Source organism: Kitasatospora sp. NPDC001132, from assembly GCF_053598415.1.
Map to the genome: position 1 here is coordinate 97,765 of NZ_JBSFKF010000008.1, position 26,736 is coordinate 124,500.

At 71.1% G+C, this 26,736-nt stretch carries 35 protein-coding genes; 14 read left to right on the forward strand and 21 right to left on the reverse strand.

Going from position 1 to position 26,736, the window contains the following annotated elements; genetic code table 11:
• Window positions 1-36: 36 nt before the first annotated feature.
• Complete coding sequence (locus ACWDBE_RS13680) at window positions 37-747, reverse strand: SDR family oxidoreductase (RefSeq protein WP_449808043.1); 711 nt, start codon at window positions 745-747, stop codon at window positions 37-39.
• A 422-nt stretch (window positions 748-1,169) separates the two neighbouring features.
• On the opposite strand from ACWDBE_RS13680, the gene ACWDBE_RS13685 reads away from it, so the two are divergent.
• A complete protein-coding gene (locus ACWDBE_RS13685) occupies window positions 1,170-1,994 on the forward strand; it encodes an MmyB family transcriptional regulator (RefSeq protein WP_449808044.1) in 825 nt (274 codons plus the stop codon).
• Window positions 1,995-1,998: 4 nt separating this feature from the next.
• On the opposite strand, the gene ACWDBE_RS13690 is transcribed toward ACWDBE_RS13685, so the two are convergent.
• Complete coding sequence (locus ACWDBE_RS13690; protein ID WP_449808045.1) at window positions 1,999-2,442, reverse strand: Secondary metabolite protein; 444 nt, start codon at window positions 2,440-2,442, stop codon at window positions 1,999-2,001.
• Between the two features lie 577 nt (window positions 2,443-3,019).
• Between ACWDBE_RS13690 and ACWDBE_RS13695 the strand changes: the two genes are divergently transcribed.
• From ACWDBE_RS13695 to ACWDBE_RS13750, 12 genes are all read left to right on the forward strand, one after another.
• Window positions 3,020-3,175 (forward strand): hypothetical protein, encoded by a 156-nt coding sequence (locus ACWDBE_RS13695; protein ID WP_449808046.1) that lies wholly within the window; start codon window positions 3,020-3,022, stop codon window positions 3,173-3,175.
• 1 nt (window position 3,176) lies between these two features.
• The gene (locus ACWDBE_RS13700; RefSeq protein WP_449808047.1) at window positions 3,177-4,214 is read left to right on the forward strand and encodes a hypothetical protein; all 1,038 of its coding nucleotides are present in this window, start codon (window positions 3,177-3,179) and stop codon (window positions 4,212-4,214) included.
• Window positions 4,214-4,921 carry an ATP-binding protein gene (locus ACWDBE_RS13705; RefSeq protein ID WP_449808048.1) on the forward strand — a complete coding sequence of 236 codons (708 nt, stop codon included), beginning with the start codon at window positions 4,214-4,216 and terminating at the stop codon, window positions 4,919-4,921. The genes ACWDBE_RS13700 and ACWDBE_RS13705 overlap by 1 nt, the downstream gene beginning before the upstream one ends.
• A 109-nt stretch (window positions 4,922-5,030) precedes the next feature.
• Window positions 5,031-5,606, forward strand: a complete 576-nt coding sequence (locus ACWDBE_RS13710) for a WhiB family transcriptional regulator (RefSeq protein ID WP_449808049.1) — start codon at window positions 5,031-5,033, stop codon at window positions 5,604-5,606.
• Complete coding sequence (locus tag ACWDBE_RS13715; protein ID WP_449808050.1) at window positions 5,603-6,622, forward strand: DUF2637 domain-containing protein; 1,020 nt, start codon at window positions 5,603-5,605, stop codon at window positions 6,620-6,622. The genes ACWDBE_RS13710 and ACWDBE_RS13715 overlap by 4 nt, the downstream gene beginning before the upstream one ends.
• An 84-nt stretch (window positions 6,623-6,706) precedes the next feature.
• A complete protein-coding gene (locus ACWDBE_RS13720; protein ID WP_449808051.1) occupies window positions 6,707-6,931 on the forward strand; it encodes a hypothetical protein in 225 nt (74 codons plus the stop codon).
• 179 nt (window positions 6,932-7,110) lie between these two features.
• Window positions 7,111-7,533 (forward strand): MobC family plasmid mobilization relaxosome protein, encoded by a 423-nt coding sequence (locus ACWDBE_RS13725; RefSeq protein WP_449808052.1) that lies wholly within the window; start codon window positions 7,111-7,113, stop codon window positions 7,531-7,533.
• Window positions 7,530-9,275 carry a relaxase/mobilization nuclease domain-containing protein gene (locus ACWDBE_RS13730; RefSeq protein WP_449808053.1) on the forward strand — a complete coding sequence of 582 codons (1,746 nt, stop codon included), beginning with the start codon at window positions 7,530-7,532 and terminating at the stop codon, window positions 9,273-9,275. Before ACWDBE_RS13725 ends, ACWDBE_RS13730 begins: the two co-directional genes overlap by 4 nt.
• Before the next feature lie 110 nt (window positions 9,276-9,385).
• Complete coding sequence (locus ACWDBE_RS13735; RefSeq protein ID WP_449808054.1) at window positions 9,386-9,784, forward strand: hypothetical protein; 399 nt, start codon at window positions 9,386-9,388, stop codon at window positions 9,782-9,784.
• Between the two features lie 216 nt (window positions 9,785-10,000).
• Window positions 10,001-11,179 carry a DUF6236 family protein gene (locus ACWDBE_RS13740; RefSeq protein ID WP_449808055.1) on the forward strand — a complete coding sequence of 393 codons (1,179 nt, stop codon included), beginning with the start codon at window positions 10,001-10,003 and terminating at the stop codon, window positions 11,177-11,179.
• Window positions 11,180-11,523: 344 nt separating this feature from the next.
• The gene (locus ACWDBE_RS13745; protein WP_449808162.1) at window positions 11,524-12,960 is read left to right on the forward strand and encodes an AAA family ATPase; all 1,437 of its coding nucleotides are present in this window, start codon (window positions 11,524-11,526) and stop codon (window positions 12,958-12,960) included.
• A 71-nt stretch (window positions 12,961-13,031) separates the two neighbouring features.
• Window positions 13,032-13,835 carry an HNH endonuclease gene (locus ACWDBE_RS13750; protein WP_449808056.1) on the forward strand — a complete coding sequence of 268 codons (804 nt, stop codon included), beginning with the start codon at window positions 13,032-13,034 and terminating at the stop codon, window positions 13,833-13,835.
• Between the two features lie 591 nt (window positions 13,836-14,426).
• Here the strand turns inward: ACWDBE_RS13750 and ACWDBE_RS13755 are convergent.
• The 8 genes from ACWDBE_RS13755 to ACWDBE_RS13790 form a co-directional block, all read right to left on the reverse strand.
• Window positions 14,427-14,621 (reverse strand): hypothetical protein, encoded by a 195-nt coding sequence (locus tag ACWDBE_RS13755; RefSeq protein ID WP_449808057.1) that lies wholly within the window; start codon window positions 14,619-14,621, stop codon window positions 14,427-14,429.
• Between the two features lie 36 nt (window positions 14,622-14,657).
• On the reverse strand, window positions 14,658-14,894 hold the full coding sequence (locus ACWDBE_RS13760) for a MarR family transcriptional regulator (protein WP_449808058.1): 237 nt from the start codon (window positions 14,892-14,894) through the stop codon (window positions 14,658-14,660).
• 112 nt (window positions 14,895-15,006) lie between these two features.
• Complete coding sequence (locus tag ACWDBE_RS13765; RefSeq protein WP_449808059.1) at window positions 15,007-15,486, reverse strand: hypothetical protein; 480 nt, start codon at window positions 15,484-15,486, stop codon at window positions 15,007-15,009.
• Window positions 15,413-15,625, reverse strand: a complete 213-nt coding sequence (locus ACWDBE_RS13770; protein ID WP_449808060.1) for a hypothetical protein — start codon at window positions 15,623-15,625, stop codon at window positions 15,413-15,415. The genes ACWDBE_RS13765 and ACWDBE_RS13770 overlap by 74 nt, the downstream gene beginning before the upstream one ends.
• 50 nt (window positions 15,626-15,675) lie before the next feature.
• Window positions 15,676-16,113 carry a hypothetical protein gene (locus ACWDBE_RS13775; protein WP_449808061.1) on the reverse strand — a complete coding sequence of 146 codons (438 nt, stop codon included), beginning with the start codon at window positions 16,111-16,113 and terminating at the stop codon, window positions 15,676-15,678.
• Between the two features lie 22 nt (window positions 16,114-16,135).
• Entirely contained in the window at window positions 16,136-16,276 is a 141-nt protein-coding gene (locus tag ACWDBE_RS13780) for a hypothetical protein (RefSeq protein ID WP_449808062.1), read from the reverse strand.
• Window positions 16,277-16,538: 262 nt separating this feature from the next.
• A complete protein-coding gene (locus ACWDBE_RS13785) occupies window positions 16,539-16,883 on the reverse strand; it encodes a hypothetical protein (protein ID WP_449808063.1) in 345 nt (114 codons plus the stop codon).
• 28 nt (window positions 16,884-16,911) lie between these two features.
• On the reverse strand, window positions 16,912-17,259 hold the full coding sequence (locus ACWDBE_RS13790; protein ID WP_449808064.1) for a DUF317 domain-containing protein: 348 nt from the start codon (window positions 17,257-17,259) through the stop codon (window positions 16,912-16,914).
• Window positions 17,260-17,453: 194 nt separating this feature from the next.
• Here ACWDBE_RS13790 and ACWDBE_RS13795 point away from each other — a divergent pair, with 194 nt between their 5' ends.
• Entirely contained in the window at window positions 17,454-17,717 is a 264-nt protein-coding gene (locus tag ACWDBE_RS13795) for a hypothetical protein (protein ID WP_449808065.1), read from the forward strand.
• A 7-nt stretch (window positions 17,718-17,724) separates the two neighbouring features.
• Here the strand turns inward: ACWDBE_RS13795 and ACWDBE_RS13800 are convergent, their stop codons facing one another.
• The 11 genes from ACWDBE_RS13800 to ACWDBE_RS13850 form a co-directional block, all read right to left on the reverse strand.
• On the reverse strand, window positions 17,725-18,210 hold the full coding sequence (locus ACWDBE_RS13800) for a hypothetical protein (protein WP_449808066.1): 486 nt from the start codon (window positions 18,208-18,210) through the stop codon (window positions 17,725-17,727).
• 28 nt (window positions 18,211-18,238) lie between these two features.
• Window positions 18,239-18,943 (reverse strand): DUF317 domain-containing protein, encoded by a 705-nt coding sequence (locus tag ACWDBE_RS13805; RefSeq protein WP_449808067.1) that lies wholly within the window; start codon window positions 18,941-18,943, stop codon window positions 18,239-18,241.
• A 168-nt stretch (window positions 18,944-19,111) separates the two neighbouring features.
• A complete protein-coding gene (locus ACWDBE_RS13810; RefSeq protein WP_449808068.1) occupies window positions 19,112-19,894 on the reverse strand; it encodes a DUF317 domain-containing protein in 783 nt (260 codons plus the stop codon).
• 112 nt (window positions 19,895-20,006) lie between these two features.
• Window positions 20,007-20,828, reverse strand: coding sequence for a winged helix-turn-helix transcriptional regulator (locus ACWDBE_RS13815; protein ID WP_449808069.1), 822 nt, complete (start codon window positions 20,826-20,828; stop codon window positions 20,007-20,009).
• A 15-nt stretch (window positions 20,829-20,843) separates the two neighbouring features.
• Window positions 20,844-21,686: a hypothetical protein gene (locus ACWDBE_RS13820; protein ID WP_449808070.1), complete on the reverse strand. Its 843-nt coding sequence runs from the start codon at window positions 21,684-21,686 to the stop codon at window positions 20,844-20,846.
• Window positions 21,683-22,330 (reverse strand): hypothetical protein, encoded by a 648-nt coding sequence (locus ACWDBE_RS13825; RefSeq protein WP_449808071.1) that lies wholly within the window; start codon window positions 22,328-22,330, stop codon window positions 21,683-21,685. Before ACWDBE_RS13825 ends, ACWDBE_RS13820 begins: the two co-directional genes overlap by 4 nt.
• Entirely contained in the window at window positions 22,330-22,818 is a 489-nt protein-coding gene (locus ACWDBE_RS13830; protein ID WP_380415930.1) for a hypothetical protein, read from the reverse strand. Before ACWDBE_RS13830 ends, ACWDBE_RS13825 begins: the two co-directional genes overlap by 1 nt.
• On the reverse strand, window positions 22,815-23,558 hold the full coding sequence (locus tag ACWDBE_RS13835) for a glycosyl hydrolase (RefSeq protein WP_449808072.1): 744 nt from the start codon (window positions 23,556-23,558) through the stop codon (window positions 22,815-22,817). The genes ACWDBE_RS13830 and ACWDBE_RS13835 overlap by 4 nt, the downstream gene beginning before the upstream one ends.
• Window positions 23,555-24,145, reverse strand: a complete 591-nt coding sequence (locus ACWDBE_RS13840) for a DUF4913 domain-containing protein (RefSeq protein ID WP_449808073.1) — start codon at window positions 24,143-24,145, stop codon at window positions 23,555-23,557. The genes ACWDBE_RS13835 and ACWDBE_RS13840 overlap by 4 nt, the downstream gene beginning before the upstream one ends.
• 135 nt (window positions 24,146-24,280) lie before the next feature.
• Window positions 24,281-24,994, reverse strand: coding sequence for an HAD family hydrolase (locus ACWDBE_RS13845; RefSeq protein WP_449808074.1), 714 nt, complete (start codon window positions 24,992-24,994; stop codon window positions 24,281-24,283).
• A 29-nt stretch (window positions 24,995-25,023) separates the two neighbouring features.
• Window positions 25,024-26,232 (reverse strand): MFS transporter, encoded by a 1,209-nt coding sequence (locus tag ACWDBE_RS13850; protein ID WP_449808075.1) that lies wholly within the window; start codon window positions 26,230-26,232, stop codon window positions 25,024-25,026.
• Window positions 26,233-26,736 lie beyond the last annotated feature (504 nt).

Genomic DNA, 26,736 nt, shown 5'->3' on the forward strand with positions numbered 1-26,736 from the left:
GGTGCGGGACTTGAAGCCCGCGTCCGGGAAGGAGCGTCAGTGACCCATGGCGGCGCCGCCGTCGACCGGGATGACCGCCCCCGTGATGTACCCGGCCTCGGTGCTTGCCACGAAGCGGACCGCCGCCGCGATCTCGCTGGGCTGGGCGATTCGGCCCAGCGGAACCCGGGCGACGATCTCGTCGAGCCGCTCCTGGCCCAGGACGGTGGTCATATCGGTCGCCGTGAGACCAGGGGCCACCACGTTCGAGGTGATGCCCCTGCTGCCGTACTCCCGAGCCACGGAGCGGGCGAACCCGATCAGGCCGGCCTTGGACGCGGCGTAGTTGGCTTGGCCGGCCTCGCCCGCAAGCGCAACTGCCGACGAGATGAACACCAGCCTGCCGCCTCGCCGTGCGCGCAGCATCGAGCGCAGGGCTCGCTTGGCACATCGGAAGGCCCCGGTCAGGTTGGTCTCGATGGCCGCAGCCCAGTCGTCCTCTGACATGCGGAGAAGGAGGGTGTCGCGGGTGACGCCAGCGTTGACGACGACCGCCTCGACCGGGCCGTGCTCGGCTTCCACTACCGCGAACGCCTGCTCGACATCCGCGGGCGACGTCACGTCGCACTTCACGGCGAACAGCCCCGCAGGAGCCTCGCCGGACCGGGAGGTGACCGCCACCTGGTCTCCGTGGTCGGCCATCTGGCGAGCGACCTCAAGACCGATCCCGCGGCTTCCGCCGATGACCAGAACAGAACGACCCGACATGGTGCTTCTCCCGTACACGCGCTGACGACGACAGGTGGGGGCAGGCAGCCCGTCACGGCTCTGCGCCGGAGGACACTCGAACCTGCGCTCTAACCATGCCGGGCGTTAAGAGGAAGTGACGCTTCCGGGAAATCATGCTTCCGCTTACGCATCGTGACGAGGCGCCGCCAGATCACCTCGCCGACCTCAGCGCGCGAGATGCGCCGCGCGCCGATTGCTGGGCGTAGTCGACCCTTAACCATGGCGCTCTACGCCCGTTGCATTCCAGCGGCGGCAGGCGGTGGAACGTTAAACATTCGCATGCGCTGAGTAGCGAGCGAAGTGTAAATCAGACGGTCTGACAAACTGTCAGTTGATCTGTGAGTTGCGCCACGACTTCAGGGGAGCCTGGAAATCGGGAGCGGAGGAATAAGCTCTCGGCTGTGGATAATCCGGGAATCGGGTCGGGTCTGCATGATGATCCCGCGCAGTCTCTGAGTGAGCTTCTGCGTTCGTGGCGTGCGCGCGTGGATCCTCGACGAATTCCGGGGCTGGTCCGTGAGGGCCGGCGCGGCTCGGGGCTGTCTCAGATGGACGTTGCCTGGCTCACCGGCGTGACTGATCGCTGGTATCGCGAGCTGGAGCTGGGGCGCCAAGCGAACTTTAGTCCGGACTTTCTCGACCGGCTCGCCCTAGCCTTGAGGCTGTCCGAGGCGGAGCGCGAGGTGCTGTATCTGAGGACTGTGGGGCACCCGCCCCGCCAGCGCCCAGCCGTCGACGCGGAAGCAGTCAAGATCCTCGACGAGGGGATGCAGCAACTGCTGGATAACCAACTGCCCAATCCCGCCTATCTGTCGGATGAGGCGTGGAACGTCTTTGGGCACAACCAGCCCCAAATCGAGTGGTTTCCCTGGATCCCCTACGAGCCCAATGTCATGAAGTGGGCTTTCCTGTACCCAGAGGCGCGCGTTCAGCTCGTCCGGTGGGCAGAGGACTGGGCCGGCCCGATGCTTGCTCAGCTGCGGTACGCCTGCCTCCAGAATCCTGAAAAGGCGGATCTCCAGCAGGTTGCGCGCGAAATTCTCCAAGGCAGCCCGGAGGCGCGGGAGATGTGGGAGCATGCGGAGCTGATCCATCATCCGGACGGCGACATTCGGCGGCTTCGGCTGCCGTATCACGGCGAGCAGGAGATCGCCGTCCGGATGATGGTCCTCGCGCCGCTTCGGCGGACCACCGTGCGACTCATGATCCTTATGCGCATGGACTGAGCGGCTATTCGCTCAGGTCGACGCCTGGAAGATCGTCGGACGGGAGCCCTTCCAGTACTCGGGCCTGCTCGATGACGGTGTGCACCATCTTGAGGCTCGCGGTGGAAAGGCCGGCGGACCGAAGGGCGACCGTCGCGATCTGCTGGTCCCGCATCGCGGCGACGAGCTGGATCTCAGCGGCGGTGCGCTCGGCCACCTCATCGTCGAAGAAGTAGCCGGCGGGCACGCCGAAGAAGTCGGCGAGGGCCTTGATGGTGGCCATCTTGGGGTTGCTTCGTGCACCGGTACGCAGTTGCTGGATGCCGCTGGCGGTGATGGCGCCTTCGCCGGCCTCCTTGATGGCGTTGGCCACCTCGGCGTACGTGTACGGGCCGCGACCCTTTGGGTGAACCTCCCGGAACAGCTTGTCTAGCCGGTCGGCGAACGTTCGCCCTGCTCCGTTGATCATGCCCACCTCCTGTCGTCACGACCAGTGTAGCCACTGCAGTGTGTGGTCTCGGCCCCGTGAGGCTCAAATCTCGACACAGCAGTTGACTCGGTGGCGCAACTGGAGTGTACGTTGGTCCTGCCGAAGCGGGCTCAGCAGTGGAAATCCCCTGGTGGGGCGCCAAGCAAACGCTCTGGACTGGCCGCGTGGCTGCCCCCTATGGTGCTGCTCCCGCAAGCAGCCCGGGGGGCCAGCAGGTTGGCCCCAGCCGCACCGGGCCTTGTACAGACCCAGAACTGAGCGGAAATGAGACCGGCGCCCGGGAGCTACCAACTCCCAGGCGCCGGGCCGGCATCCCGAAGGGTGCCGATTCACAACCACGCACGCAGCGGGACTTCTTTGCACGAGACCGCTGCATGCGCTCCTACGAGCCACGGAGTATCGCATGCCTGCCACGCCCAGGGGAACTGCCCACACGGATCAAGAGCGTCACCGTCGGCTCGCGTCCCAGCTCAACGACATGATCCCCGGCGCTGCCGCTTTGCGGATCAGCCTGACTGATCCGAACCACCGGTGGCCCCACCCCCATGCCTCCGCAGTGGACACGGCCGGTCAGCCGATCAACATCACCCGCGTCACCGCCAAGGTCGCCGCCCGCTGGGTGCTGCGGACGTGGCCCGACGCCGACTGGAGCCTGCCCCACACCCTGGACCTCGACACCGCAGAGCTCGCCCTCGCCGGTCGGGGCTGCTGACATGGCTCGCATCCGATCGGTCAAGCCGGAGACCTGGGTTTCCGAGACGCTGGCCGAGGTGTCCATACCGGCGATGGTCACCTTCCTCGGCATGACCAACCATGCCGACGACCATGGCAGGCACCGCGACCAAGCCGCGATCATCTACGGCCTGATCTGGCCGCTGCGCGACGAGATCAGCCGGGCGGACGTTGAGGACCACCTTCGTCAGCTCGCCGCCGTTGGCGCGATCTGCCGGTACACCGGCTGCGACGGCCGCAAGTACTTCCACTACCCGACCTGGCACAACCACCAGAAGATCGACAAGCCGAGCCTGTCCCGGCTGCCCGCGTGCCCGCACTGCGAGCCGGAGCGGTGCGGCGTCTGCAAGGGCCCCTGCATCCAGCGGGCCGCCCTCGTCGACGCTGCGGGAACCGTTGACCAGCAAGCCCCGAGTGCTCGCGGCGAGTTCGCCGAGCCCTCGGCGAACGCTCTCGCCGGGCTCGACCAGCTCCCCGAGCCCTCGTCGGCACCGCCCGCTCGCCTTGATTCTGGCGATGGCGCTGACGCAACTGCCCACCCGGCGACGGCTCCGATGCAGAGGAAAACCGCAGGTCAGGCGATATTCGCCGAGGGCTCCCCGAAGGTTCGCCGAACCCTCCCGGAGCCCTCGGCGCCTGGATCTAGGATCTTGGATCCTGGATCTTCTTTCCCTACGGGGCGCCAGGCGCCCGACGCGGACACCGTCTCGGCGAACCGGCTGATCGGCGAGTACGTGGCCGCCTGCGCCGAGCGCCCGCCGGGCGACGTGCTCGGCCACCTCGGCCGCGTCACCAAGAAGCTCCTGGACGAGGGCATCGCCGCCGAGCACGTCCGCGCCGGGCTGCGGCGCTTCGCCGAGATGCAGGGCCACCCGTCCCGGCTGCCGAGCCTGGTCAACGACGCCATGAACGCACGAGGCGCCGGTTTGGCGCGGCCGGGAATCCGGCCTAACGTGCCCGCTCACCAGGCGTGGACCAACCCGGTCGACGCCGTCGCCGCCTACGCCGAGGAGCTGTGATGCGTACCCACCGCGACCCGCAGACCCTCGCCGACGCCCCCTCGGTGCTCGACCGGATGGCCCGAATCCTCGCCGCACGGGGCATCGACCAGCACGCGGTCGACGCCCTCCCGGACGAGGCGGAGCCGTACTCGCCGGAGGCGATGCTGTCGGCCGGGCTGCCGCCGCGCTACCGCGACGCGGTCGCCGAGCACCCGCAGGTGCTGGACTGGGTGCGGCAGGTCGCCGTCCAGGCCGTCGCCCCGAGCCTCGGCGCCCGCCGCCAGGTCGCCACCGGCCCGAGCCTGCTGATGGCCGGGGTCGTCGGCGCGGGCAAGACCCACGAGGCGTACGGCGCCGTCCGCGCCCTGGTACAGGCCGGCATCGGCGTGCGCTGGCGGGCGACCACCGCCGCCGACCTCTACGCCGAACTGCGGCCGACCTCGGACACCGATGCCGAGCGGGTACTGGCCACCTACAGCCGGGTGCCGCTGCTGATCCTCGACGACCTCGGCGCCGCGAAGTCGAGCGAGTTCGTCGAAGAGCAGACCTACCGGCTGATCAACCGCCGCTACAACCACATGCTCCCGACCTTGATCACCAGCAACCTGCCGATCAAGGACCTCCGTACCTGCCTCGGTGACCGCGTCACCTCCCGGCTCGCTCAGATGACCACCCGGGTCGCCTTCGAGCCGGTCGACCACAGACGCCTCCAGCGCGCGGCCTGACCGCTGCCGCGCGCCTGGCCGCCCACGGCGAGCCGCCCAACCTTCACCGACCCAGCGCACCTCTCCGCCGACGCCGCCCGCGCGCGGAGAGCGATCGGAGCAACCCCGCATGACCACCACCACGACCGGCCCTGTCCGCCACCGCTCGCTCGGTGACCACACCTGGCAGGACCAGGCCGTCTGCACCCCGACCGAGTACAACCCCGTCGACCCGGAGACCTTCTTCCCCGGCCCGGAGGAAGCCGACAAGATCGCCATCGCCAAGGCCCTGTGCGCCCAGTGCCCCGTCGCCCGCACCTGCCTGGACGCTGCCCTGGAGACGGGCGACACCCACGGCATCCGGGGCGGCCTCACCGAGGAGGAACGCGAACCCCTGCACACCAGGCTGGCCCACCGCCTCGACTACAGCCGCGTCAACGCCACCCTCGCCGGACGCGACATCCACCTCACCAAGGCCGAGCGCCGCGCGGTCGTCCTCGCCGGGTACCGTCAGGACGTCCCCGTCGAACGCCTCGCCTGGCTCCTCAAAATCTCCCCCGAGCACGCCCTCAAGCTGTACCGCGAAACCCGCCGCGCGATCCGCCACCGGCAGATCGCCGAAGAGGCCGCCCGCGCCGCCTCGGTCGACCACGGCGATACCAGCATCGAGCAGCTGACCCGCGACGACTTCGGGACGGCCGCATGAGCACCACCACCGTGACCGCCCCGGCCGCCGCCCACGTCACCGGCTGGGACCGGGCCGTCGTAATCGCCCTCGGCGCAGCAGGCTGCGCGCTCTCCTACGACGCGCTGCAGCAGATGGCCATCGCCATCCACGTGAGGGGCTTCCTCACCTACCTCTTCCCGATCATCGTCGACGGGTTCATCGCCTACGGGGTACGCGCCCTGCTGGTCCTGCGCACCGCACCGCTGAGGGCCCGCGCCTACGTGTGGACGCTCTTCGGCGCGGCCACCGGGACGAGCCTGTGGGCCAACGCCCTGCACGCCGTCCGACTGAACGAGCAGAACACCACCATGGGCCTTCGGCTGGGCGACACGGTGGTCGCGGTGCTGTCCACCATCGCCCCGCTCGCCCTGGCCGGCGCCGTCCACCTCTACATCCTCATCGCCCGAGGACCGGTCAGCCCCACTGACCGGGACGGTCACGGCGGCCGACCGGCCGAGGCTGACCCCGGTCAGGTCACCACCGAGGAGGTCGCACTGACCGAGCGTCCGGCGGCGCTGACCGCCGGTCAGGACAGCGCGGGTCACCCCGCCTCCGGTCAGCCGGTCAGCAGCCCGGTCACCGTACCGACGCCGCAGCCGCAGCTGACCCGGGTCAGCGCGGTCAGCCTGCACAAGCCCTCTGACCTGGGCGGTCACCCGGCCGCCGACCGGCCGGTCACCGACCGGCCGCCGGTCAAGCCGCCGGTCACCGCCCCGCCGGTCAGCCGCACCGAGGCCACCGGTCAGCCGGTCAAGACCCCGGTCACCGCTCCGCCGGTCACTGACCGGGACAGTGACCGCCGCACTGACCTGGACACCGAGGACCTGCTGAAGATCGCCCGGCAGGCGGTCAGGGAGGAGGACAAGCTGACCCGCAAGGTGGTCGCCGAGGCGATCCGCGGTCAGCAGATCCCCCTGTCCAGCGACACCCTGACCCAGCTGATGGCCCAGCTCCGCGCCCAGCACGGTCAGCCGGTCACCGCAGACCAGGACTGACCTCCACCCGACCGCCGGGGTGACCGACACGGTCACCCCGGCCGGTCACCCACCCGAACCACCACCGAACGGGAGCACCCCCGCATGCGCACCACCCCCGCCACCTGGGCCGAGGCGGACTCCTGGCTCGCCGTCCTGCACCAGCGCGGCCACCTCCACCGCGTCGAAACCGGCCCGGACGGCACCCGCAGCGTCCAGCGTGGCCGGCACTCCCGCCCATGGACCCTCCACCACCCCGTCCTCGCCCTCGACTTCGTCGAGGACCTCGTCCGCGAGATCCGCCAGCGCGACACCGAGGCCAGCCGGTGACCGCGCCCGGCCAGGACGGCACCACGGCGGGACCGGAGCGTGACCGTGATCAGGCTCCTGGCGGAGCAAGTTGTGGGGTAAGGAGTCCTTACCCCGCCCCCGCCCCGAAGGGGGCGGAGGCTCCCCGGTCGTCGGCAGGCCCAGGGGTGCCTGCCGACGACCGGGGAGTCGGCCCAGGGGTGCCGACCACGGGGGACGAGCAGGCGCCGACCGCTGTCCGCATCGTGCCGCGCCGACGCCTTCGCCAGAGCGTCCCGCGTACCAACCGCATCTGCCCGCGCTTCAGCGACGCCGAGTGGACCCTCCTCCAGCGCGCCGCCGACCGAGCCGAACTCGCACCCGGCGGCTACACCGCAGCCGCCGCCGTGGCCGCTGCCGCGAGCACCGACCCCAGCGCCGCGGTCGCCGACTACCGACGCGGCATTCAGGAACTCATGGAGTCCAACCGCCAACTCGGCGCCGTCGGCAACAACCTCAACCAGCTCACCCACTACGTGAACGCCGGCGGGCAGCCGGGCGCCGAAATCCGGCCGCTCCTGGCCCGTGTCGAAGCCTCGATCGATGCAGTCGACGAGGCCGTCGACTGGCTGGTCCGCCGGTGATCCCCAAGATCCGCACCGGTACCGACCGCAGCTTCCCCCTCATCGACTACCTCTTCGGGCCCGGCAAGCACGAGGAACACACCGACCAGCACCTCGTAGCGAGTTGGAACGGCTTCGCACCGGACCCCGGCCCCAACCCCGAACGGCACCAGGTCGCCAAGCTCGCCAACCAACTCGACCAGCCCGTCAAAGCCCTCGGCAAGCAGGCACCGGCCACCAGGATCTGGCACTGCTCGGTCCGCACCGCCCCCGGTGACCGGCACCTCGACGACGCCGAGTGGGCCGCCATCGCCCGCCGCATCGTCCACGCCACCGGCATCGCCCCCGACGGCGACACCGCGGCCTGCCGCTGGGTGGCCGTTCGCCACGCACCCGACCACATCCACATCGCCGCCACCCTGGTCCGTCAGGACGGCCGCCTGGCCGGCCTCAGCTTCGACAAGCGCAAGGCCCAGGCCGAGGCCCGCCTCATCGAGAAGGAGTACGGCCTGCGACAGCTCAACCCCGGCGACGGCACCGCCGCCAAGAACCCCACCAGCCAGGAGCACTTCAAGGCCGAGCGCACCGGCCGCACCGAGCCCCCTCGCGAGACCCTGCGCGAAGCCGTCCGCCAGGCCGTTGCCGGAGCCGCCACCGAGCAGGAGTTCTTCACACGCCTGCGCGAGGCGGGCCTGCGGGTGAAGTTGCGCAACGCCCCCTCCGGCGACGTCCTCGGCTACAGCGTCGCCCTGCCCGGCGACCGCAACCGCGACAGCGAGCCCATCTGGTTCGCCGGGAACACCCTCGCCCCCGACCTCTCCCTCCCACGGATCCGCCGCCGCCTCGACGCCGGACCCGAAACCGACACCCTGGAACCGAGCGCCACGTCGACCCGCGCTAACCGGTCCGCACCCGCATACCGCCGACGCGAGGCCGCCGGAGCCGCCGAGCGGGCTGCCGCCCTCCTCGACCAGGACGACGAGCAGGCCGCCGCCCAGCTCGTCGGTGCCGGGGAGATCCTCGACGCCCTCGCCCAGACCTCCCCGGCCGCTACCCGCGCCGAACTCCGAGAAGCAGCCTGCGCCTTCGAACGTGCCACCCGCAGCCACGTTCGCGCCGAGAACGCCGACATCCGCGCCCTGCGCTCGGCCGCCCGCGGAATCGTCCACGCCGGCAGCGCGCTCGGCCGAGGCGAGGACGGCGGCGCCACCGCCATGGTCCTGTCCACGCTCGTCCTCGTCGCCCTGGCCGCCGCCCGCTGGCACTCCGCCCGGGGCCACGCCCAGCAGGCCGCCGCCTCCCGACAGGCCGCTGAACACCTGCGTGCCGCCTGCCAGCAGGCCGGTGCCACCCCGATGCGGGCGATGCGCGAGATCGGGCGCACCCTGCCCGAGCCCGAGCGCCGCCGCCACCAGGCCATCATCCGCGCCGCCCTCGGCCAGACGGACACCCTGGCAGGCCCGGTCCGCGATTACGATGCCCTAGCCGCCGTGCTCGCCGAAGCCGAGCAGGCCGGCCACGACCCGCAGGCGCTGCTCGCGGAGGCCACCTCCTGGCGGGAACTCGAAACCGCCCGCGACACCACCGACGTCCTCGTCTGGCGCATCCGCCGCATCGCCGACCTGCCCGCCAACCCCCAACGGCCGCGCACCGGAACGACCGTCGACACCCGGTCCAGGACCGAGCCGACGCGGACCCGCACCACACAGCCGGCACCGGCCTGGCCCGCGACCGACCCGCGCCGCCCGGCACCCCGCCGCTGACGGGTGGTCCGGCGGACACACCGCCATCTGCCGGACCACCCCGAAACCCTCTCGACACCCGGTCCCACCAGGTGTTACGCAAGAACCCGAGCACCGCGAACGGAGAGCCTGTGCCCAGAACCACCGAGCAGACCACCACTCCGGCCCCGATCACCGCTCCGACCCCGACCAGCACCGACCCGCTCCTGCAGCTGGAGTACGAGACCCAGCCTCCGAGCGGCCCGGAGGCCGTCCGCCTCGTGCAGTGCCCCACCGAACTGGCCCTGCGCGGAATCCCGGTGACCTGCTCCGGCTGCCGGGCCCGGCGCGACTGGCTGCTGATCAACCACCGCCGCCACGTCTGGATCCGGTGCCGCTGCGGGGCGGAATGGCTGGAGCCGGAGATCACCCGCGGGGACTTCGACGCCATGCTCGCCGACAACCCGAGTTGGACGAACTACCGGACCCTCGACGAGGCCCGGATCGCTCTGGGGTTCGACGGGGTCTTTGCCGGGCTGTACCTGCAGTAGCGGGCGGAGTCGACATTTCCCGCGCCCTGGGCGCGGGATGCGCCGCGTGACTGCGCTGGCGGCTTCCCGTCCCAGGAGTTCGCGCCAGCCCTATGGGCGGCGCCGGAGGTGCCCCGCGTACCTGGAGTGCCGGTGGAGACGCGGGGAGCCTGACGCTTAACATTCTGTGGGGCCTTGATCACGATTGGTCGGGGCAGGGGGAGAGAAAGGCGATCGATGGCGCTGCAGACTGGGCTCTACTACCCGTACGTACACCTGCGAGACGAGTCCTGGGCGAAGGCGGCGGCGCTGTACTGGCGAAACCTGGCCCGCGTGGTGCCGACCGGTTTTCCTGTGCGAGACCGCGACGTCATCAAGGAGCTCAACCAGGGCTCGGGATTCCTCGTCGATACCGATCCGCGGCCGGCTGTCGAGACGGTCGCGCCGGCGTTCGTCGAAGCGATCCGGGACAACGCAGAGGCGCTGCGCGCCCGTTTCGCTGTGGAAGACCGCCGGTTCACTTCGCGCTGGCAGTCGGCCCCGATGCTCGCCCCGACTACCCGAGACCTGACCGGCCTCTACCCCGAGGAGGTGCCCGCGGAGCTGGAGGCTGCGCTGGAGGAGGCCGGGCTCGCTTACCGGGACTGGCGGCAGATGGTCGGGCACCAACAGGTGTCGTGGGTGGTCGTGGACCCGGCTCTGGCCTGGACATACAAGTGCGCGATCACCGAGGAGTTGGCGCGCCGGACGGCGTTCGCGCCGGTCACCGACCAGCTGGACGCCTACACCGCGACAGGCGAGTGGACGGCCGAGCGCATCACCGACACGCTCCTGGGTGGCGCCGCGCCGACGGTCGGACGGGAAACTGCACAGGCCAGGATGGCCATGATGGCCGTGCAATGCGTTCTACCGGCAGACCTGCGCCACGTCCCGGCGGACAAGATCGTCCGACTGAGGACGCAGTACGCCGACGAGTTCGCCGCATTCGCCGCAGCGGTCGAGGCAGCGACGGCCGACGTGGTCGGCGCCACGCAGGAGGTTACCGACCACGCGGCCTTCGAGCTGCACCTCCAGGGGGCTTTCGACTTCCACCTCGCCCAGCCGCTGGAATCGCTCCGCAAGGCGATGAACGGCCTGAAGCTGGACACCGTCTTCACCACGCTCACCATCAAGCCGGAGGTGACCGTGCCCGGGGCCGGACTCGCCTGGATGCTGGGAGGAACTGCCACGGCAGTCGGCACCGGCATCGCGTTCGCCGCCCTCGCGACCCGCCAGGCCGCCGCCCGCGAGCGTGACACCCTGGTGGCCTCCTCACCCGCGGGCTATCTGCTGCGCGTGGAGAAGGAGTTGAAGCCGGCAACGATGCTCAGGCGCGCAGGCCGGGTGATGGCGCGTACCGCAGGCGTGGGGATCTGACGCCGGCGCCGGACATGAGCCAGGGCCCGCGCCACGATGTGGTGCGGGCCCTGGGCCTTCGTCGTAGCGGGGACAGGATTTGAACCTGCGACCTCTGGGTTATGAGCCCAGCGAGCTACCGAGCTGCTCCACGTATATAGCTCACTGACTGGGAAGATAGCGCCGGTGGCCCCTGCCGGTGGGCCATAGGATCGGCTCATCCGTCGAAAGCTGGAGGCGGGGCCAGGAGGAGGGCGCAGGCTGTGCGGTTCGTGGTGATTGACCGGAATGGCCGTATACCCTCGGACCCGCTTCCAGTCGCCGTGCTGGTGCGGGACGGGTGGAACGACTTCGGGTACACCACCATGTTCCACTTGACGATCATCGACCAGCGGGGACGCCACGAGATCGGCGAGGTCAAGATCGGCGCGCTGGGCATGAGTCGACGATCGGAGGGTGTAGTCCAGCCACCGGAGGAGTTCACCTCCATTCCGGGGGAGTACTTCTCCGTGGGGCAGGACGACACCTACTACTCCAGGTTGGCAGCGCTCGGCACCGACACCAGGGTGGCCGTGCTATCGGGACTCCGGGACATGGCCTTCGACCCGGAGGTGTTCGACCTCACGGAGGACGAAGAGGTGACCCGGGTATCGCTTTGGCGCTTCGTCAAGGCACGTGCGGTCGAGGTCCAGTTCCGTCGCATCGCACACGGCGGCGAGCGAGTGGTCTCCTATACCCTGAACTACTGGTTGCCCGGACCTGACGGGAGTCAGGACGGCGGCCTCCGTCTGGACTTCCCCGTTCGGCCCGGCAGCCTCCCACAGAGCAACATCCACGTGCTGACCGGCCGCAACGGGACCGGCAAGTCCGTACTGCTAAACCGGCTGGCCCGAGCAGCAAATCCCCTGTCGGACTCGACCGACGTCGGAGCGGCGTACCTGGAGTGGGAGGGCGAGCGACCCTCGTTCACCAACCTGGTCTGGGTCTCTTTCAGCGCCTTCGACGAACTGCCTCAGATGCCCGGCAACATTGCCTTCCCGATTGACCATGTCGGCCTGCGGCTGCCGACCGCGGGCAGCCGCAGACACCGAATGAAGTCCCCATCGCAGCTGAAGCGGGAATTCACGCAGAGCCTCGAAGCCTGCCTGATCGGCGAACAGAGCGAGCGCTGGATGAACGCTCTCCAGGCGCTGTCCTACTCCGGCACCGTCCTGTTGGAGGAGAACTGGCTCGCCAGCTTCCGTGGCACCCGCACCGCTAACCGACGCCGCACCATGGCACGCAAACTGTTCGCACAGCTCAGCTCCGGTCACAAAGTGGTACTCCTCACCGTCACCCGGCTGGTGGAACTTGCCCGGGAACGGACGCTTGTCATCATCGACGAACCTGAGACCCATCTTCATCCGCCACTACTGGCCGCATTCGTTCGAGTTCTGTCCGACCTCCTCGCCGACCGCAATGGCCTCGCCGTCGTTGCCACCCACTCCCCAGTGGTCCTTCAAGAGGTCCCTGCGCACTGCGTGTGGAAGCTGCGCCGCCACGGCGACCGCATGGTCGCGGAACGGCCGACCATCGAAACGTTCGGGGAGAACGTCGGCACCCTCACCCACGAGGTCTTCGGTCTGGAAGTCACCAAATCAGGATTCCACCGGGACCTAGACCGCTTGGTGGTCGAGGGCCTCACCTACCACGAGATCCTCGACCGCTTCGACGGCCGACTCGGCGGGGAGGCCCGCATCATCGCGCGCTCACTCGTCGCCGCCCGCGACCTCGGCCAACACCAGGAAGCGGACGCCTGGTAATGCTGCCGCTGCCCAAGCCCAACCTCGACGCCCGCACGGTCTACACCACGTGCACCGCCAGCGCGCGCCCCTTGACCGTCCGAACCGAGTTGCAGAAGCTCACCATCCAAGTCGCCAACGCCGCAGCCGAGTACGAGAGCGCCGCCGCCAGTCAGGCCCAACACGACCTCGTCCACCTCCAGCACCAGCCCGGCGGGAAGCCGACCGGGAAGCCAGCCAAGCCGGCAGGCATCAACGGACCGCTTATCAACTCCTACTCCTCCCGCATGGTCCCCGAACGAAGCCCCGGCCGGTCGTTCTACGACCAGTTGCTCGCCGGTGCCCCCGACGGCCGGTGCACCCTGTGCGGGCACGGACTCGCGGCCACTCTCGACCACCAGCTGCCCAAGACGCTATACCCACTGCTGGCCGTCGCCCCGCTCAACCTTGTCCCGGCCTGCCGCGACTGCAACTCGAACAAGCGCGAGCTGGCCCCCGCCAGCGCGGAGGAACAGACGCTCCACCCCTACTTCGACAGCGACACGCAGCAGTACACCTGGCTGACGGCCCACATAACCGGCGCCCCTGAGCCCTCCGTCACCTTCCAAGCCACCCCGCCGCCCGACATGCCACCCCTGCTGGCTGCACGCGCCCGTCACCACTTCGCGGTGCTTCGCCTCGGTCTCCTCTACGCTCCCCAGGCCGGTCCGGAGATGAGAGTGCTGAGCGGAATGCTGATCCGCCTTCCGCGCAGTGAGCTCCGCAGCTACCTTCGCGAACGGGCTGAGGTCTGGGCCGCGGAGAACCCCAACTGCTGGCAGGCCGCCCTGTATCGGGCCCTCGCGGACAGTGACTGGTATATCGAGCACGGCCACAGGGAGCCTTGGGGCCCGTGACCAGCCAGCGCGGCTGTTCCGCATGACGTACCTCAGGCAACGGACGGTGTTGCATCGGATGCAACATTCGGCGTGGCCGACACATACTGCCGACCTGCGGTTCTATGAGGACTTCAACTCCGAGTCGGTCCCTCACCCGTTTCCCGGTCTGGGGCTCGTAGCCGATGCAACGATGTTGCGTTAGATGCAACGGCGGTCCTTCTCGTTCGGTCAGCGGGCTGGGTCTGGCGGAGTGGCTGGTGAGGGGAGCCGGTGGAGGCTGAGCTTGACGGCTGCGGGACGGAGGCCAAGGTCGGCGGGCAGTGCAGCGGGTTCGGGCACGGAGGAGTGCTGCAGCCGTTCGAGGATGGCTCGGTCGGTCCGCTCCTCGGTTGCCTTCACGGTGCGGTAGGCACCGAGAGCGCAGCCCCTGACGGCCAACAGGCCCACGGCGCACAACGCGTTGGCGTCGTTCAGAGCGGCGGCGATCGCGGTAGCCGTCCCGAGCGCTGCGGTGGTGGGACCCAGGCGATCAGCACGCCGGTGCGAAGGATTAGGTGGTCAGGCATCGGAAGACAGCCCTTCCCGCGGCTGTCCGGGCCGCCGGTGGTGCTACGTGGCGCCGCGGAAGTCGCACCCGGGGCAGGTGTCCTCGCCTTCGATGTGCCCTTCGTACCAGCCGTGGACGGCGGCGTGCAGGATCGCCTGCTCGACGGTGGCCTCGTCGGTGCGCACGGAGTTGACGGCGTTGGCGACGATCAGCTGGAGCACGGCGGAGTCCGGGGCGAGGAACGGCGGAGAGGGCATGGGGGAGTTGGTCGCTTCCGCAGGGCCCCTGTCTGGTCAGTCGGCGGTTGTGTCGTCGGCTGGCGCGCTGGTGCGCAGGTCGCTGCGGTAGCCCTGGCCAAGGGGTTTCCAGTTGCGGAGGGTTGCGGGCTTCCAGCGTGGGCGGTCCGGGATGCTCTCGTCGTCGGGGGCGGGCAGGGCACCTCGGCTCTTGCGGCTGCGGGCGGCGCCGACGCTGATGCCCAGGTGCGCGGCGACCTCGGCGTAGCCCCAGAGCTGCTGGTCGTCGGCCATGTGCTGTCCTTCCTTGGTCCTTCGGTACGAGCGTACGCGGCGCCGGGTGGGTGGGCGTACGGCAAGGCCGCCCCTGCCGGGAGCGGCGTGGGGCGGCCTTCTACGGTGGTGGTCAGGATTCGGCGAGCTGGTTGGCGAGTTCGAGCGCGGCGATGGCCACGCGGAGGGAGGAGCACAGGCCGGTGACCTCGTGGAGGGTGGGGCGGACGAGCCGAGGCCAGTCGTCGCTGGCGGCGGGCCAGCTGGCGAGGAGGACGTCGGTGGTTGCGAGGCCAAGGTGGGCGGTGACGTCCCAGCCGGAGCCGGTGGCGTTCTCCCATCGCAGGAGGATGCGGCCGAAGGGGAGTCTGGGGGCGGTGTTCGGGACCCAGAGGACCGTGATCGGGCGCTCGGGGGTGGCGGGCGCGGTGTGGACGAGCGCTCCGCTGGCCCAGGCCGGCAGCGGCCGCAGGGCGATCCGGTCGAGCGAGTGGGGCGTGCGGGGCCGATAGCGGGTCGGGATCGGTGGCTCCTTCGGTTCAGGTCCAGGCGAGTTCGTCGCTGACGGCGGGCGGCAGGTAGCCCTCCTGGCCGTCCTCGGCGAGGTAGGCATGGCCGTCGTGGACGACGACGTTCGTGGCGAGCAGATGGGCGAACGGCCAGTCGGGGTTCACGGCGAGGCGGACCCGGAGGCTCGGATCGAGGTTCTGGAGCTGGACGAGCAGATGGCCGACGGTCAGGTACTGGGGCATGGCGGGGCCTCCTGGGGCTTGGGAACGGTGGGCGGTTGAGGGCGGGGCGGTCAGGGGAGGTCGAGCAGGGTGTGACCCGGTCGGCTTCGGCGGGGCAGGACGAGGACGAGCTCGTCGGCTGGCCATGGGTCGCAGCTTTCCCAGGGGTAGCCCCTGGTGAGGACGACGGTGCCATGCGGGCCTTGGGCGTCGGGCAGTCCACAGACGCCGCAGCCGCTATCCGGGTTGTAGGGCCCGGGGTTGGCCGGGTAGGGGCCGGAGGCGAAGTAGTCGGTGCTGCGCAAGCGGACGGGGGCTGCGGGCGGGAAGGCGGAGACGATCAGGTCGCCGAAGAGGACCTCGTCGGCCCGGACGATCCGAAGAGCGGGGTTGGCGAAGATACGGCGGGAAGCGCGGTGTTCGGTGGTGGCGGTGGCGATGACCGGGCGGAAGTCGACGCGGTGGGCGCTCGTGGCGGTGTCTCTCCTGGTGGGCGGGCGCCCCAGCACGGACCGGGGCAGCTGGCGGTGTTCAGGGGGTGAGGCGGTAGGAGCGCAGGGGCAGGGATTCGCCTTCGGCGTCGAGGAGCACCAGGCCGTCGTCGGCCAGACGGTCGAGGGACCTCGCGACGGCGCGGTCGCGCAGGCCGAGGGCGATGCCGATCTGGTGCACGCGCGAGCCATTGGGTGATTTGGCGAGTTGGGCGACGACACGGGCGTCCCGGCGCAGGCCGCTCTCGTGGACATCGTCGAAGGCCAGCAGCAGGCCACTCGCGCTGAGGGCGAGGCCGAGGACGAACGCGGCGGACTGCGGCGGGACGGAGAAGGCGTTGGCCAGACCGAGGGCGGCGATGGCCGGACCGGGAATACGGGCGAGGTCGATGGTGATCGTCAGAGTGGTCTCCTTTGTCGAAATCGGTTGCAGCGAAGGGCGGTTACTTGCGTTGGTGCGGAATGGTCGGGGCTTCGCCGCCGTGGGCCTCGATCAGGTCCCTAACCAGGGCGACGGGCACGTGCAGGTATACGGACTCGGTGGGGTCGTCCTCGTCCGAGCCGGGTTCGAGGTAGTCGCTCCAGCGGGCCCATGGTTCGGGGCGCCCGGTAGGGAAGCCGACCTCGAGCGTTCGGGCGGGCAGCAGGAACACCTCGGTGGGGTCGGGGGCCAGCACTGAGAGGCAGAAGCCGTCGGCGCACACGATGTGCGAGTCGTGCAGGACGAACCCGAGTGCGTTGCGCGATGTGCCGTGGGCGACGAGGTGGTCCAGTCTTGGTGTAGGCAATGGGTGCTCCGAGTAGGGGGCTTGGGGATCAGCGGCTGGGGTTGGCGATGAGCGCGGCGAGGAATTCGGCGACCGCCTCGGAGGGGGTGTGGATGCCGAACTCCTGGGTCCACGCCTCGGCGTCGGCGGGCTGGACCCGGACGCGCCAGACGATGCCGTGCTGCCAGGCGCCGGGGTCCTCGGGCAGCCAGCCGACGTAGACGCGCCCGTCCGGGCTGGTGCAGTGCACGTTCGCCTCGGGGGTGTCGACCATCGGCCAGCCGAGGGCGTCGAGCAGGGTGAGGACCGGCTCCGCGCTGTGGTCGGACGCGAGCCAGGTGCGCTCCTCGGCGGCGGGGCGGATGGGGGCGGGCAGAAGGCTGCTGGGCGTGTTCATTCGGTCGGTCCCTTCGTTGACCTGCGGTTTTCCCAACGCGAGAACTTTGGCATGCAGCATGCCGAAGTGCGTAGTCGTTTCCGGTGGCCGGTGGTCTGCCGTGGGCGAACTGGGCGGGGAATGGATCGGGCCCCCCGGGTGCTGAACCGGGGTTACGGCGTGGGGCCGTGCAGGAACTAAGGGGGACGAAGGGCTTGGTACCGAGCAGAGACCGGGACATGGCGGCGCTGGTGCGCAAGGTCCGGGCGACGGGGCGGTCGTGGACGATGGGCGACGTCGTGATGATCGCCGAGGGCCAGTGGGCCGTCGCCACGACGAGCCGTGCCGAGCGGGAGCAGATCGAGGCCGTGGAGGCACGGCTGGTGGACGGTCAGCGGATTGAGCTGACCGTGGAGGAACTGGCCCGTGTGGTGGGCGCCGTGGACCCGGGCGCCCACCACGACCAGGCCGCGGACTGACCAGGGGCTACCGCCGGTTCGCCATGGGCTGGGCCGCAGCGGCAGCGGCCGGTGGGGCGGGCTGGCCGGCGGGCAGCCCCAGGGGGCGGGGAGCTTGCGAGGTGCGGGCGGTGGCGGCCCGGAGACGTTCGGCGGCCGGGCCGTCTTCGGCCTTGAGCGCGTGCTCACGGGCGTCGATGACGTTGCGGATCGCGTGCAGCGCGGTGTTGCTCTCGGCGTAGGCGGTCCGCAGCGCGCTCGCCGATTCGGTGATCCGGTCGAGGTCGTAGAAGGCGGGGACCCGGCCGGGCCGGGTGAGGGCGTGCAGGCGGTCCTGGTGCACGGCGGCAGAGTTGGACACGACCACGAGGTGGGACCGGGTGTGCATCGCCGCGCGCAGCATGGGGTCCTCGACAGGCAGGCGGGGCGCGGCTTTTTCCAGTTCGGCGATGGGTCGGCCCCAGGTGCGTTCGATCATCGCGTCCGCGTGGTCGAGGGCGGTGGCGTCGGGCACGGCGTTCTCCAGGGTGCTGGTGGGGCGGTCAGTGGGAGCGCCCGGCGAGGGCGGGCTGTCGGGGCGCTGGCGGCGGGGTCGCGGTGGTGTACGCCAGGGCGGAAGCGGGCTGGCGAGACCCTGCGGGCGAGCGGGCGGTGGCGGCCTGAATGCGGGCGATCTCCAGCGGGGTTGGCGCCGCCGGGACGGCGATGGCTTGCCGCGGTAGGCGGTTGAGGGCGGAGGGCCGCAGGTAACGCTCGACCGGTCCGGGGTTGGCGACGGCCGTGGCGAGCGCGCCGAGCAGCTGGTCGGGGACGTTTGAGGAGGCGGTGGCGTACCAGCGGTGCTCTGGCGGCCCGACCTCGAACAGCCACCGTTCCGTGTCGCCGGCCATCTCGGCCTCGTGGCGCAGGTGGCCGCGCCGCCGGTGCAGCGTCACGAGCTGATCGGGTGTCTGGGGGGCGGTGTCTGAGGGACCGGGGTCGATGCGCCAGCCGCTGCGCAGGATGTCGTTGGTGGTGTCGAGTCCGATCCTGGCGCTGCCGCCCAGGACGGTGCCGGGGTCGTTGGCGTGGACGGCGGCGAGAGCGGTGGTGAACTCGCCGACGATCTCCGGTGGGGCCTGAAGGTCGAAGGTGATCAGCCACTGCGGCGGTGCGAACGCGTGGGTGTGCGCGCTGATCGACCACAGCTCACCGTGCTCGCCCTCGGGCAGGAAACCGCAGCGGACGGTGTGATCAGGGGTGGTCACGAAGACGTTGCCCCAGGTCGTCCCGGCTGAAGTTCCAGCCCGCGTCGATCAGCGGCTGAAGTCCGGGTCGCCGGTGTGGGTGGGGCCAGCGAGGAAGCGGGGCGAGATGCGGTACTCGCGCGGACGCTCGAGCCAAGGGTGCTTCGGCATGGGGCGGCTCTCCTTCGGTCAGCGGCGGCGCGGGCCGACGGCCCCGGTCGAGTTCGGTGCGCCGGCAGGCGCGGGCGGTTCCTCGGGGCTCAGGGAGAAGGACGCCGGTGCTGCGCGTCCGGTGGTCACGTGGGGGCGGTTCGCGCGCGGGATTTCCGTCCGGAGCCGCCTGGCCGGATGCACGGCGAGGGCGATGGCGGCGTTACAGAGGAGGTAGAAGGGGACGCCGATGGTGAAGTCCGCCTGCCAGAGGGAAAGGTGGGGACTGCCGGCGATCATGCTCCAGGACGCCGGGACCTGGCCCTCCAGCTCGGCCTCCGGCGGCTGGTAGCCCACCCGGTGGCGGTAGTAGGCGCGGCCGTCCGGGGCTATCTGGTCGTGAAAGCCCTTCGGGCTGTTCGGATTCGGCCACCAGCCTCGCTCGGCCAGCAGGGAGGCCGGGCTGCCCGGTCGATGCCGGGGACCGCCTTCGAGGTAGTCGCGGTGGTTGCTGCGCAGGCCGTCGATGAGGGGGGTCGTGAACGCGGCGGTGATCTCGGCAGGGCTGCCGGGGCCGAACCTTGCGGCCCAGAGCGCCTCGCCGTCCGGGGCGCCGTAGCCGTGGACGGTCCAGGATCCCTGTCCGGCCGCCGACTCGTGGGCGACGGTGGCGCGCTGGCAGGGGCTGGTGTAGCGCAGGCCGTCGGCTGTTTCGGTCCTGGACCAGCCGGGGGCGGTGTCCAGCGGGAAGGTGACGGTGAAGGGGTCGCCGGGGCCGGCGAGGTAGAGCGGGCGGACGAGCAGAAGGGTGGAGGCGGGCAAGGGGTTGCTCCTGGTGGCGGGGAGCGGGCTTGTGCGCCGTCGGCGGTAACCTGACGGCGCACGAGCCCGCAGGGGCGGTGGCGGTCGGGTCTGGCCGGGGTGTTCATGGCGGTCACCTGCTGCGGGAGGGACTGGAGGCGGCCGTGACGGCAGCGGGAACGCGCGGCTGCGGCAACGGGGAGTGGCTGAACAGCGTGGAGGGGACGGCGCTTCGCCGCAGGGCCGCCGCGGTCCGGGCAGCGTTCGCTCCGGTGACCGGGGCGCTGAGGGTGCTCGTTGCGGTCGGCACCTTGACCTTGGGGGCAGAGGAGTGCCGGTCCTCCCACTGCTGCACCGCTGCGAAGACGGGGCCCAGGGCCCGTCCGGCGTCGGTCAGGGTGTAGGGGTCGCCGTGCCGGTGGCCGGTCCGGGTGACCAGCCCGTCCGCCTGCATACGGTTGAGGCGGGTGGCGATGAGCTGCTCGTAGACGCCGACCTGCTCGGCGAGGTGGCTGACACGCATGCTGCCGCTTGTCGAGAGCAGCCGGACCACCTCGGTGGTGTCCACCAACTGCAGGCGGTGCAGCGCGTCCTCGATCCGGCCGGACCGTCCCTGGGGCGTGTGATCAAGATGGTCCGAGGACCACTGGGCGAGGGCCCGGTAGACGGGGCCGAGCGTGCGCGTCCGGTCGGTAAGCCGGTAAGGAGCCGTACGGTCGAACTGGGCATCGCGGGTCACCAGACCGGCAGTGGACATCGTGGTCAGCCGCTTGCTGGTGTACGTCTGGCTGAGCGTCGGGAAGTACTGGCCGAAGTCGCGAACGCGCAGCTCCGGCCCGTACTTGGCGATCGTGTGGACGAAGGCGGTGGTCCACTTCGGGGCGAGCTGGCGCAGGGTCGTCTGGACGATCTGCGCGTCGGCGCGGGTGAACTCGGTGGTGAGGGTCTGGGACACGGCGGTGGTTCCTGGTCAACGGGAGTGGGTCGGCTGGGCGGATACGGAGGGTGCCGAGGGCGCAGGCCCGGTGGCAGGTGGTGCAGTGGCGCCGGTGGCACTGCGGGAAAGTGCGGCGGATACGCGCTGGTCTGCGGCGCGTGAGGCGTCGAGGAGGGCCTGGCCGGCGGGCGTCAGTGAGAGCAGGTGTCCGGGCCGGTAGGACGAGGTGCTGGTGTCGGCGACGACGAGGTCTTCGGACATCAGCGCCTCGACGGTGTGCGGCCAGACCGATGGGGGCTCGCCACTGCCGTCGGACATGAACTTGTAGCCGTAGACGGCGCTTTCGCACAGCCGCAGATCACCGCGGTCGATCGCCGCCAGGGCCTCGAACTCCCGGATGCGGGGGTCGTACCTGGACGGCGTGCTGGGCAGGTCGGGCTCGGCAGCCGGCGCCTGCGAGGCGGTGGCGGCTGCGTGTTTGAGAGCGAGCGGACTCTCGGGGGCCGGCAGGCCGGCCTCGGTGCACCGCTCGTAGGCGCTGACGGCACCAGTGAGCTGCTCGAAGGCCGCGCCCCGGCGAGCGCTGAGCAGTTCGACCTGGAGGCCGGCGGACTGCATGATGCCGTTTACGCCGCGCATCGAGGCGTGGTCTCCCCGGGCGATCGGTGCCAGGCGTTCGATCACCTGCTGTGCCGTGGCGGTGAGGTCCTGGTGGAGCCGGTCGACCTCGCGGGCGGAGGTGGCGACCATGAAAGCGAGGCGCGTGAGGGGGCTCTCGCCGGGGTGGCGCGCGTACAGCTCCCAGGGGTTCTGGACGCCGAGCTGCTCGAAGACCAGGTGGGCGCCGGGGTTCGTCAGTGGGTCGTGGGGGTTCACTCGGCCGACTCCATCCGGGCCAGGAGGGAGCGGACCAGGGTGGGCAGGCTGCCGGGGCCCTCCCCGCCGAGCGGGACGGCGCTGACCGATTCGTCCATGAGCTCGCGGGCGTCCTCGAACAGGCCGCCCGTGATCTCCGTGCACGCCTCGGCGAAGGCGGCGCAGGCGACCAGGGCCCGGCCGAGAACCCGGAGGTAGAGACCGGGCGGCAGGCCGGCCTCGGCGGCGAGGGCGGTGACGGCCTCCCGGTCCTGCGGGGAGTAGGCGGACAGGTCGAAGCCCTTTACCTCATCGGGGGTGGTGGCTGCAGTGCCGATGGCGGGGATGCCGGCGTGGGTGCACAGGAGGTCGACGATCTGGGTGAGTTCGGCCAGGGACTCGGTCAGCCAGCCCAGGGCGGAGGCGTAGGAGGCGACGGTGAACAGGACGGCGGGGGTGGCCGGGTACTCCTCGGCCAGCAGGTCCTCCAGACGGAAGGCCAGTTCACCGACCACATCGGGCCCGGCGGACAGCGGGCCGAGGATCGGCTGGAGGTAGGAGCGCGACGGCGGGGCGGGGTGCTGGGCGGTGACGATGCCGGAGACGGCCTCGGCCGCCTCGATGAGCCAGGTGGCGAGGTCGGCGTGGGTGGGAGCGGTGGTCATCAGCGAGCCTTTCGGGCGGTGGTGGTGGCGTAGCCGGGGGAGGCGGTGGTGTATGCCGGGCCGGTGCCGCGGTCGGGAGCCGGGGCGGTGGAGCGGGCGCGGGCGGCGCGGACGCGGGCCTCCTCGGCCGGGCCGAGGCCGGAGGGGAGGTTGAGTCCGGTGCGGCCCAGGCGGTTCTGGGCGGAGCGGTAGACCTGGTAGTCGAGCCGAGGGCCGGCGGCGACGAGGTACACCTCGCGTCGGTGCCGGGAGTCGGTGGGGGCGTCGCGGAACTGCACGACCAGGCGGTGGCTGGCCCACTGCTCGCCGACGCCGAGGTAGATCTTGTGGCAGCCCTCCAGCCGGCCATCGAGGCGCTTGGCGACGCGCTCGCCGTGCACGAGGTCCTGCAGGTGCAGCAGGGCCTGGTCGCGGACGGCGTCGGGCAGTTGGCGCAGGTCGGCGATGGCATCGGGGTGGGCGGCGAACCCGTACTTCGCGCGGCTCACAGGGACCGCCCCCGATCCGGCTGTGCGACGGCGGCTGCCGCGGGTGCGGACGCCACGACGACGGCGGTGATCGGGGCGGTGCTGCCGGCGAGTGCGGCTCGGGTGCGCAGGGCGTCGGCGTCGCGGCGGTACTCGGGCGGCTGCGGGAGCGGAATGCTCTGCGCGTCCAGCCAGTCCTCGGCGGCGGCGTAGTCGGGGAACGCGCCTTCGCGGACCGTGTAGGTGCCCTGGTCCGGCTGGGACTGTTCGATGAAGACCCGGACCGGCAGCTCGGCGGCGTGCCTGTCCATGGCCATGGTCCACGCCCGGGTCGGGTCCTCATCGGCGGCCTTGACCTCGATGAGGTCATAGCGCTCGCCGGAACGGTGGATCTGGTCCTCGATCCGGGTGGTGAGCTCATCGGCCGGGGCGAAGGGGGTGCGCAACTCCATCGCCTCGGGCGGACAGCCGCGGTCGGCGAGCCACTTCCGCGCGAACGCCACGTTGGCGTGCGCGAAGCTGTCCATCGCGAACGTTCCCCGGGCCCGGTCGCGTTGGACATCGAACGTGGCGATGTTCGGCAGGTCCCGCTCGACGTCCCACGTGACGGCAGTGTCGAAGGTGAGGAAGAAGCTGCGCTCGCCGATGTCATGCCGGGCCAGGAGGTCGTAGTCGCTCTCCCACGTGTACCGCCACAGGTGGTCGGAGTGGTCGTCGGCGGGGGACAGGCCGTCGACGTCGAAGTCGAGATCGGTGCTCATGCGGCGCGTCCCAGCTGGTCGGGGGCGGACAGGAGGCGATGGGCGGGCCGGGCCGGGCTGGTGGTGCACGCGGCGAACGGTCCGTCGGGGGAGCGGAGTTGAAGGAGAGCGTGGTCGAGGTGGTCGCGGTGCCACGTGGAGGGCCCGGTACGGCCGGCCTCGGCGGCGGTCAGCTGCTGCCACGCGAGCCACAGGGCGTGCAAGCGGGCGACAGCCTCGGGGTGCTCGTACCAGCGCGCGCACCAGGGGCGGGTGGAGCTGATCTCCCGGCCGTAGGTAGGCAGCAGGAGGTGGGTGACCCAGTTCGCCAGCCCGGCCAGCTCAGCGGCGTACTGCGCGCCGCCCATCGCCAGGATGAACAGGGGCGGGGCGGCCTCGGGTTCGCCCTCGGGAGCGGGGCCCGGCTGCTCGGAGCCGGGCCCCGCGTCGGGCTCGGTGCCGGCTTCGGAGCCGAGGCGGTCCAGGAGCACGCCGTGCTGGCGGACCTCGGCCATGGTGCGGTTGAGCGCGCTGACGAGGTCGTCGAGGTCCTCGTCGGGGATGCGGATCGGCTCGGGCTCGGAGGCGCCCGGCATCGGGTCGGACATGGCATATCCAGGGGGTTCGGACGGACAGGGGACGGGGCGGTGGGTCTTCTTCGGCGGGTCATGGCAGGGCTCCTGTGGTGCGGGTGAGGAAGAGGATCCGCAGGATCGGCGGTTTGGTACGGCCGCCAACTCGTGCTAGACGCAGGCAGGGTGAGCGCGCCGGGTAGCGGCGAGGCGCAGGCCGAGGGCGACGGCGTCGGCGAGGGTGTCGGTGAGCGGGTGGCCGGCGGCGGAGAGCTTGGCCGGGTGGTGAAGCCCGCCGGTGTGCAGCACTGCGAGCGCCCCGTTGGCGTGGGCGGCGTCCGCGTCGTCGATGGCGTCGCCCACCAGCAGCACCCGGTGCGCCTGGTCGTCGAGGCCGAGCGCGGTGAGGTGGGCGGTCAGCGGTGCGGCCTTGGTGCCGCCGGAGGGGCCGGTTCGGCCGTCGATCCGCTGGAAGAAGTGCCCGATGCCGGCCTGTTCGACCTCGCGCACCAGGGTGTCGTGCGGGCACAGCGACAGCAGCGACTGGGTGTGCCCGGCCTCGCGCAGTGCGGCCATCAGCTCGACGGCGCCCTCGCGCACCTTCACCGGCTGGGCGCGCAGATGGGCCAGGAAGGCGTTGTCGCTGGAGATCCACTCCTGCTCGGTGATCTCGCGGCCGAGCAGGCGGGCATAGAAGTTCGGGATCGGCACGGTGTGCTTGGCCCGGTAGGTCTCCCGGTCGACCGCTTCGCCGCCGAGGGCGGGCAGGGTCGCGTTCAGCGCGGAGACGTGGTCGTCGAGGTCGTCCTTGACCGTCCCGTTCCAGTCCCACACAACGTGCATGCGGGTGGCGGGAGTTGCGGCGGCGAAGAAGACGGTGTTCACAGCGGGGTCCTTCGGAACGAGCTTGGTGATCAGGCGGACAGGCGGTCGTTGAAGCGGTGCAGCAGCCACAGGGCGCAGGCGGACCCGGCGAGCGGGACGGCCGCGACAAGCAGCGGGCCGGCGGCGTCGGCGAAGGAGGCAAGGGCAGTTCCGGCGGCCTGGCCGACGCCGATGCAGGCGATGAGCCAGGCGAACGCCTCGGTCGCTTCTCCCTCCGGGGCGAGGCGGTCGACGGTGAGGAAGGCGGCGGTCAGCAGCGGGGCGAGGAAGGTGCCGGGCAGGACGGCGCCGAGGACGGCGACGGCGGGCGCGGGGTCGGGCAGCAGGGGCAGCCATCCGGCCGCGAAGCCGATGGACGCGGCGACCAGGTGCTTGGCGGGGGAGCCGGGCCAGGCGTGGCGGCCGTAGGCCAGGCCGCCGAGCGTGCTCCCCAGGGACAGCGCGGCCGGCATTACCCCGGCCAGCCACCCGGCGTGGTGGCGCTCGGCCGTGCTGATCGCCAGGACGTTGACCGCGCCGAGCGCGACACCGGTGCCGATCAGCGCGGCGAACAGCACCCGAAGCCCCGGCACCCGCAGCGGGCCCGTCCAGTGCACCGCTTCGGTGAACTCGGCCGGCGTCCAGGCGCGGGAGGGTTCGGCAGTGACGACCAGCCCGGTGCCGAGCAGGCCGAGCGCCGCGGTCGCCACCAGCGCGGTGGTCGCCCCGGCGCCGACGGCGAAGCCGGAGGCCAGCAGGGGACCGGCGACGAACACCACGCCCTGGGTGCTGCTGTCCAAGGAGAGAGCGGCGCGCTGATGTTCGGGATCGGGCAGAAGGTGCGGCCACAGCGCCCGAAGCCCCGCCTCGAGCGGCGGCGTCGCCAGCCCCGCGACCAGGACGGTCAGCGCGGCGAGCGTCGGGTGGCGGGCCGGGCCGGTGCACGGCAGCAGCAGGAACGCCGTGCTGGCTGCGATCGTGGCGGGGACGAGGACCCGGGTCTGGCCATGGCGGTCAACCAGGCGCCCGAGCAGCGGCTGTCCGACGGCGGCGGCGAGGCCGTAGAGGGCGCCGAGCAGTCCGGCCAGGGCGAGCGGGCCGTGCTCGGCGCGCACCAGCAGCAGGATCGCGATCGGCGCCATGCCGGTGGGAAGGCGGCCGATCAGGGTGCCGCCCAGCAGACGGGCGACGTGCGGCGAGCCCAGGACAGCGCGGTAGCCGCTGCCCTGGGCTGGGCCGGTGGCGGTGGTGGTGCTCAAGAAAGAGGTCCTTCGGTCGTACGGCCGGCGGCGCGCGGGCGCGCCGGGCCGGGGCATGCGCAGGCATGACAGCCCCCTCGGTTGGTGCGGCTGCGGGGAGAAGAGTCCGCGGATTCCGGGATTTGGTACGGCCGGGAAAAAGAGGTAGAAGCGCCCTCACCCGGCATGGCAGTGCGGGCAGCGCGAGAACGGTGGCACCAGCAACTCCAAGGCACGGTCGGCCTGTTGGGGAACGACACCGTTGCCGAGAGCGGTGAGCTGGGCTGGGCGGCCGAGCCCAGGGGCGGCTGTCACCAGCCCGGCTCAAGCCCTTGCATCCACTCGAGGCACCCGGGTCGACCTCGGCGTGCCAGGCGACCCGTCCGCCGAGCGCGGCCAGGGCGCCGAGGTCGAGCCCCCGTGCCCGGAGCGCAAGCTCCCGATCAGCGGGGCGGGTCGGAGCAGGTTCTCGTTCACCTCACCGGCTCCGGCTGGACCGCGGGTGAGGGAAGTCCGGCGCCAGCG

Excerpts from the sequence above, each read along its gene's own strand:
- ACWDBE_RS13765 (WP_449808059.1), bottom strand. The coding sequence starts at position 15,486 with ATGCCTACCTCGCCGAGGACGGCCAGGAGGGCTACCTGCCGCCCGCCG.
- ACWDBE_RS13755 (WP_449808057.1), bottom strand. The coding sequence starts at position 14,621 with ATGCCCTCTCCGCCGTTCCTCGCCCCGGACTCCGCCGTGCTCCAGCTG.
- ACWDBE_RS13825 (WP_449808071.1), bottom strand. The coding sequence starts at position 22,330 with ATGACCACCGCTCCCACCCACGCCGACCTCGCCACCTGGCTCATCGAG.
- ACWDBE_RS13740 (WP_449808055.1), top strand. The coding sequence starts at position 10,001 with ATGGCGCTGCAGACTGGGCTCTACTACCCGTACGTACACCTGCGAGAC.
- ACWDBE_RS13770 (WP_449808060.1), bottom strand. The coding sequence starts at position 15,625 with ATGCCCCAGTACCTGACCGTCGGCCATCTGCTCGTCCAGCTCCAGAAC.
- ACWDBE_RS13715 (WP_449808050.1), top strand. The coding sequence starts at position 5,603 with ATGAGCACCACCACCGTGACCGCCCCGGCCGCCGCCCACGTCACCGGC.
- ACWDBE_RS13720 (WP_449808051.1), top strand. The coding sequence starts at position 6,707 with ATGCGCACCACCCCCGCCACCTGGGCCGAGGCGGACTCCTGGCTCGCC.
- ACWDBE_RS13835 (WP_449808072.1), bottom strand. The coding sequence starts at position 23,558 with ATGAGCACCGATCTCGACTTCGACGTCGACGGCCTGTCCCCCGCCGAC.
- ACWDBE_RS13790 (WP_449808064.1), bottom strand. The coding sequence starts at position 17,259 with ATGAACACGCCCAGCAGCCTTCTGCCCGCCCCCATCCGCCCCGCCGCC.
- ACWDBE_RS13700 (WP_449808047.1), top strand. The coding sequence starts at position 3,177 with ATGGCTCGCATCCGATCGGTCAAGCCGGAGACCTGGGTTTCCGAGACG.
- ACWDBE_RS13760 (WP_449808058.1), bottom strand. The coding sequence starts at position 14,894 with ATGGCCGACGACCAGCAGCTCTGGGGCTACGCCGAGGTCGCCGCGCAC.
- ACWDBE_RS13680 (WP_449808043.1), bottom strand. The coding sequence starts at position 747 with ATGTCGGGTCGTTCTGTTCTGGTCATCGGCGGAAGCCGCGGGATCGGT.
- ACWDBE_RS13690 (WP_449808045.1), bottom strand. The coding sequence starts at position 2,442 with ATGATCAACGGAGCAGGGCGAACGTTCGCCGACCGGCTAGACAAGCTG.
- ACWDBE_RS13705 (WP_449808048.1), top strand. The coding sequence starts at position 4,214 with ATGCGTACCCACCGCGACCCGCAGACCCTCGCCGACGCCCCCTCGGTG.
- ACWDBE_RS13710 (WP_449808049.1), top strand. The coding sequence starts at position 5,031 with ATGACCACCACCACGACCGGCCCTGTCCGCCACCGCTCGCTCGGTGAC.
- ACWDBE_RS13840 (WP_449808073.1), bottom strand. The coding sequence starts at position 24,145 with ATGTCCGACCCGATGCCGGGCGCCTCCGAGCCCGAGCCGATCCGCATC.
- ACWDBE_RS13745 (WP_449808162.1), top strand. The coding sequence starts at position 11,524 with ATGTTCCACTTGACGATCATCGACCAGCGGGGACGCCACGAGATCGGC.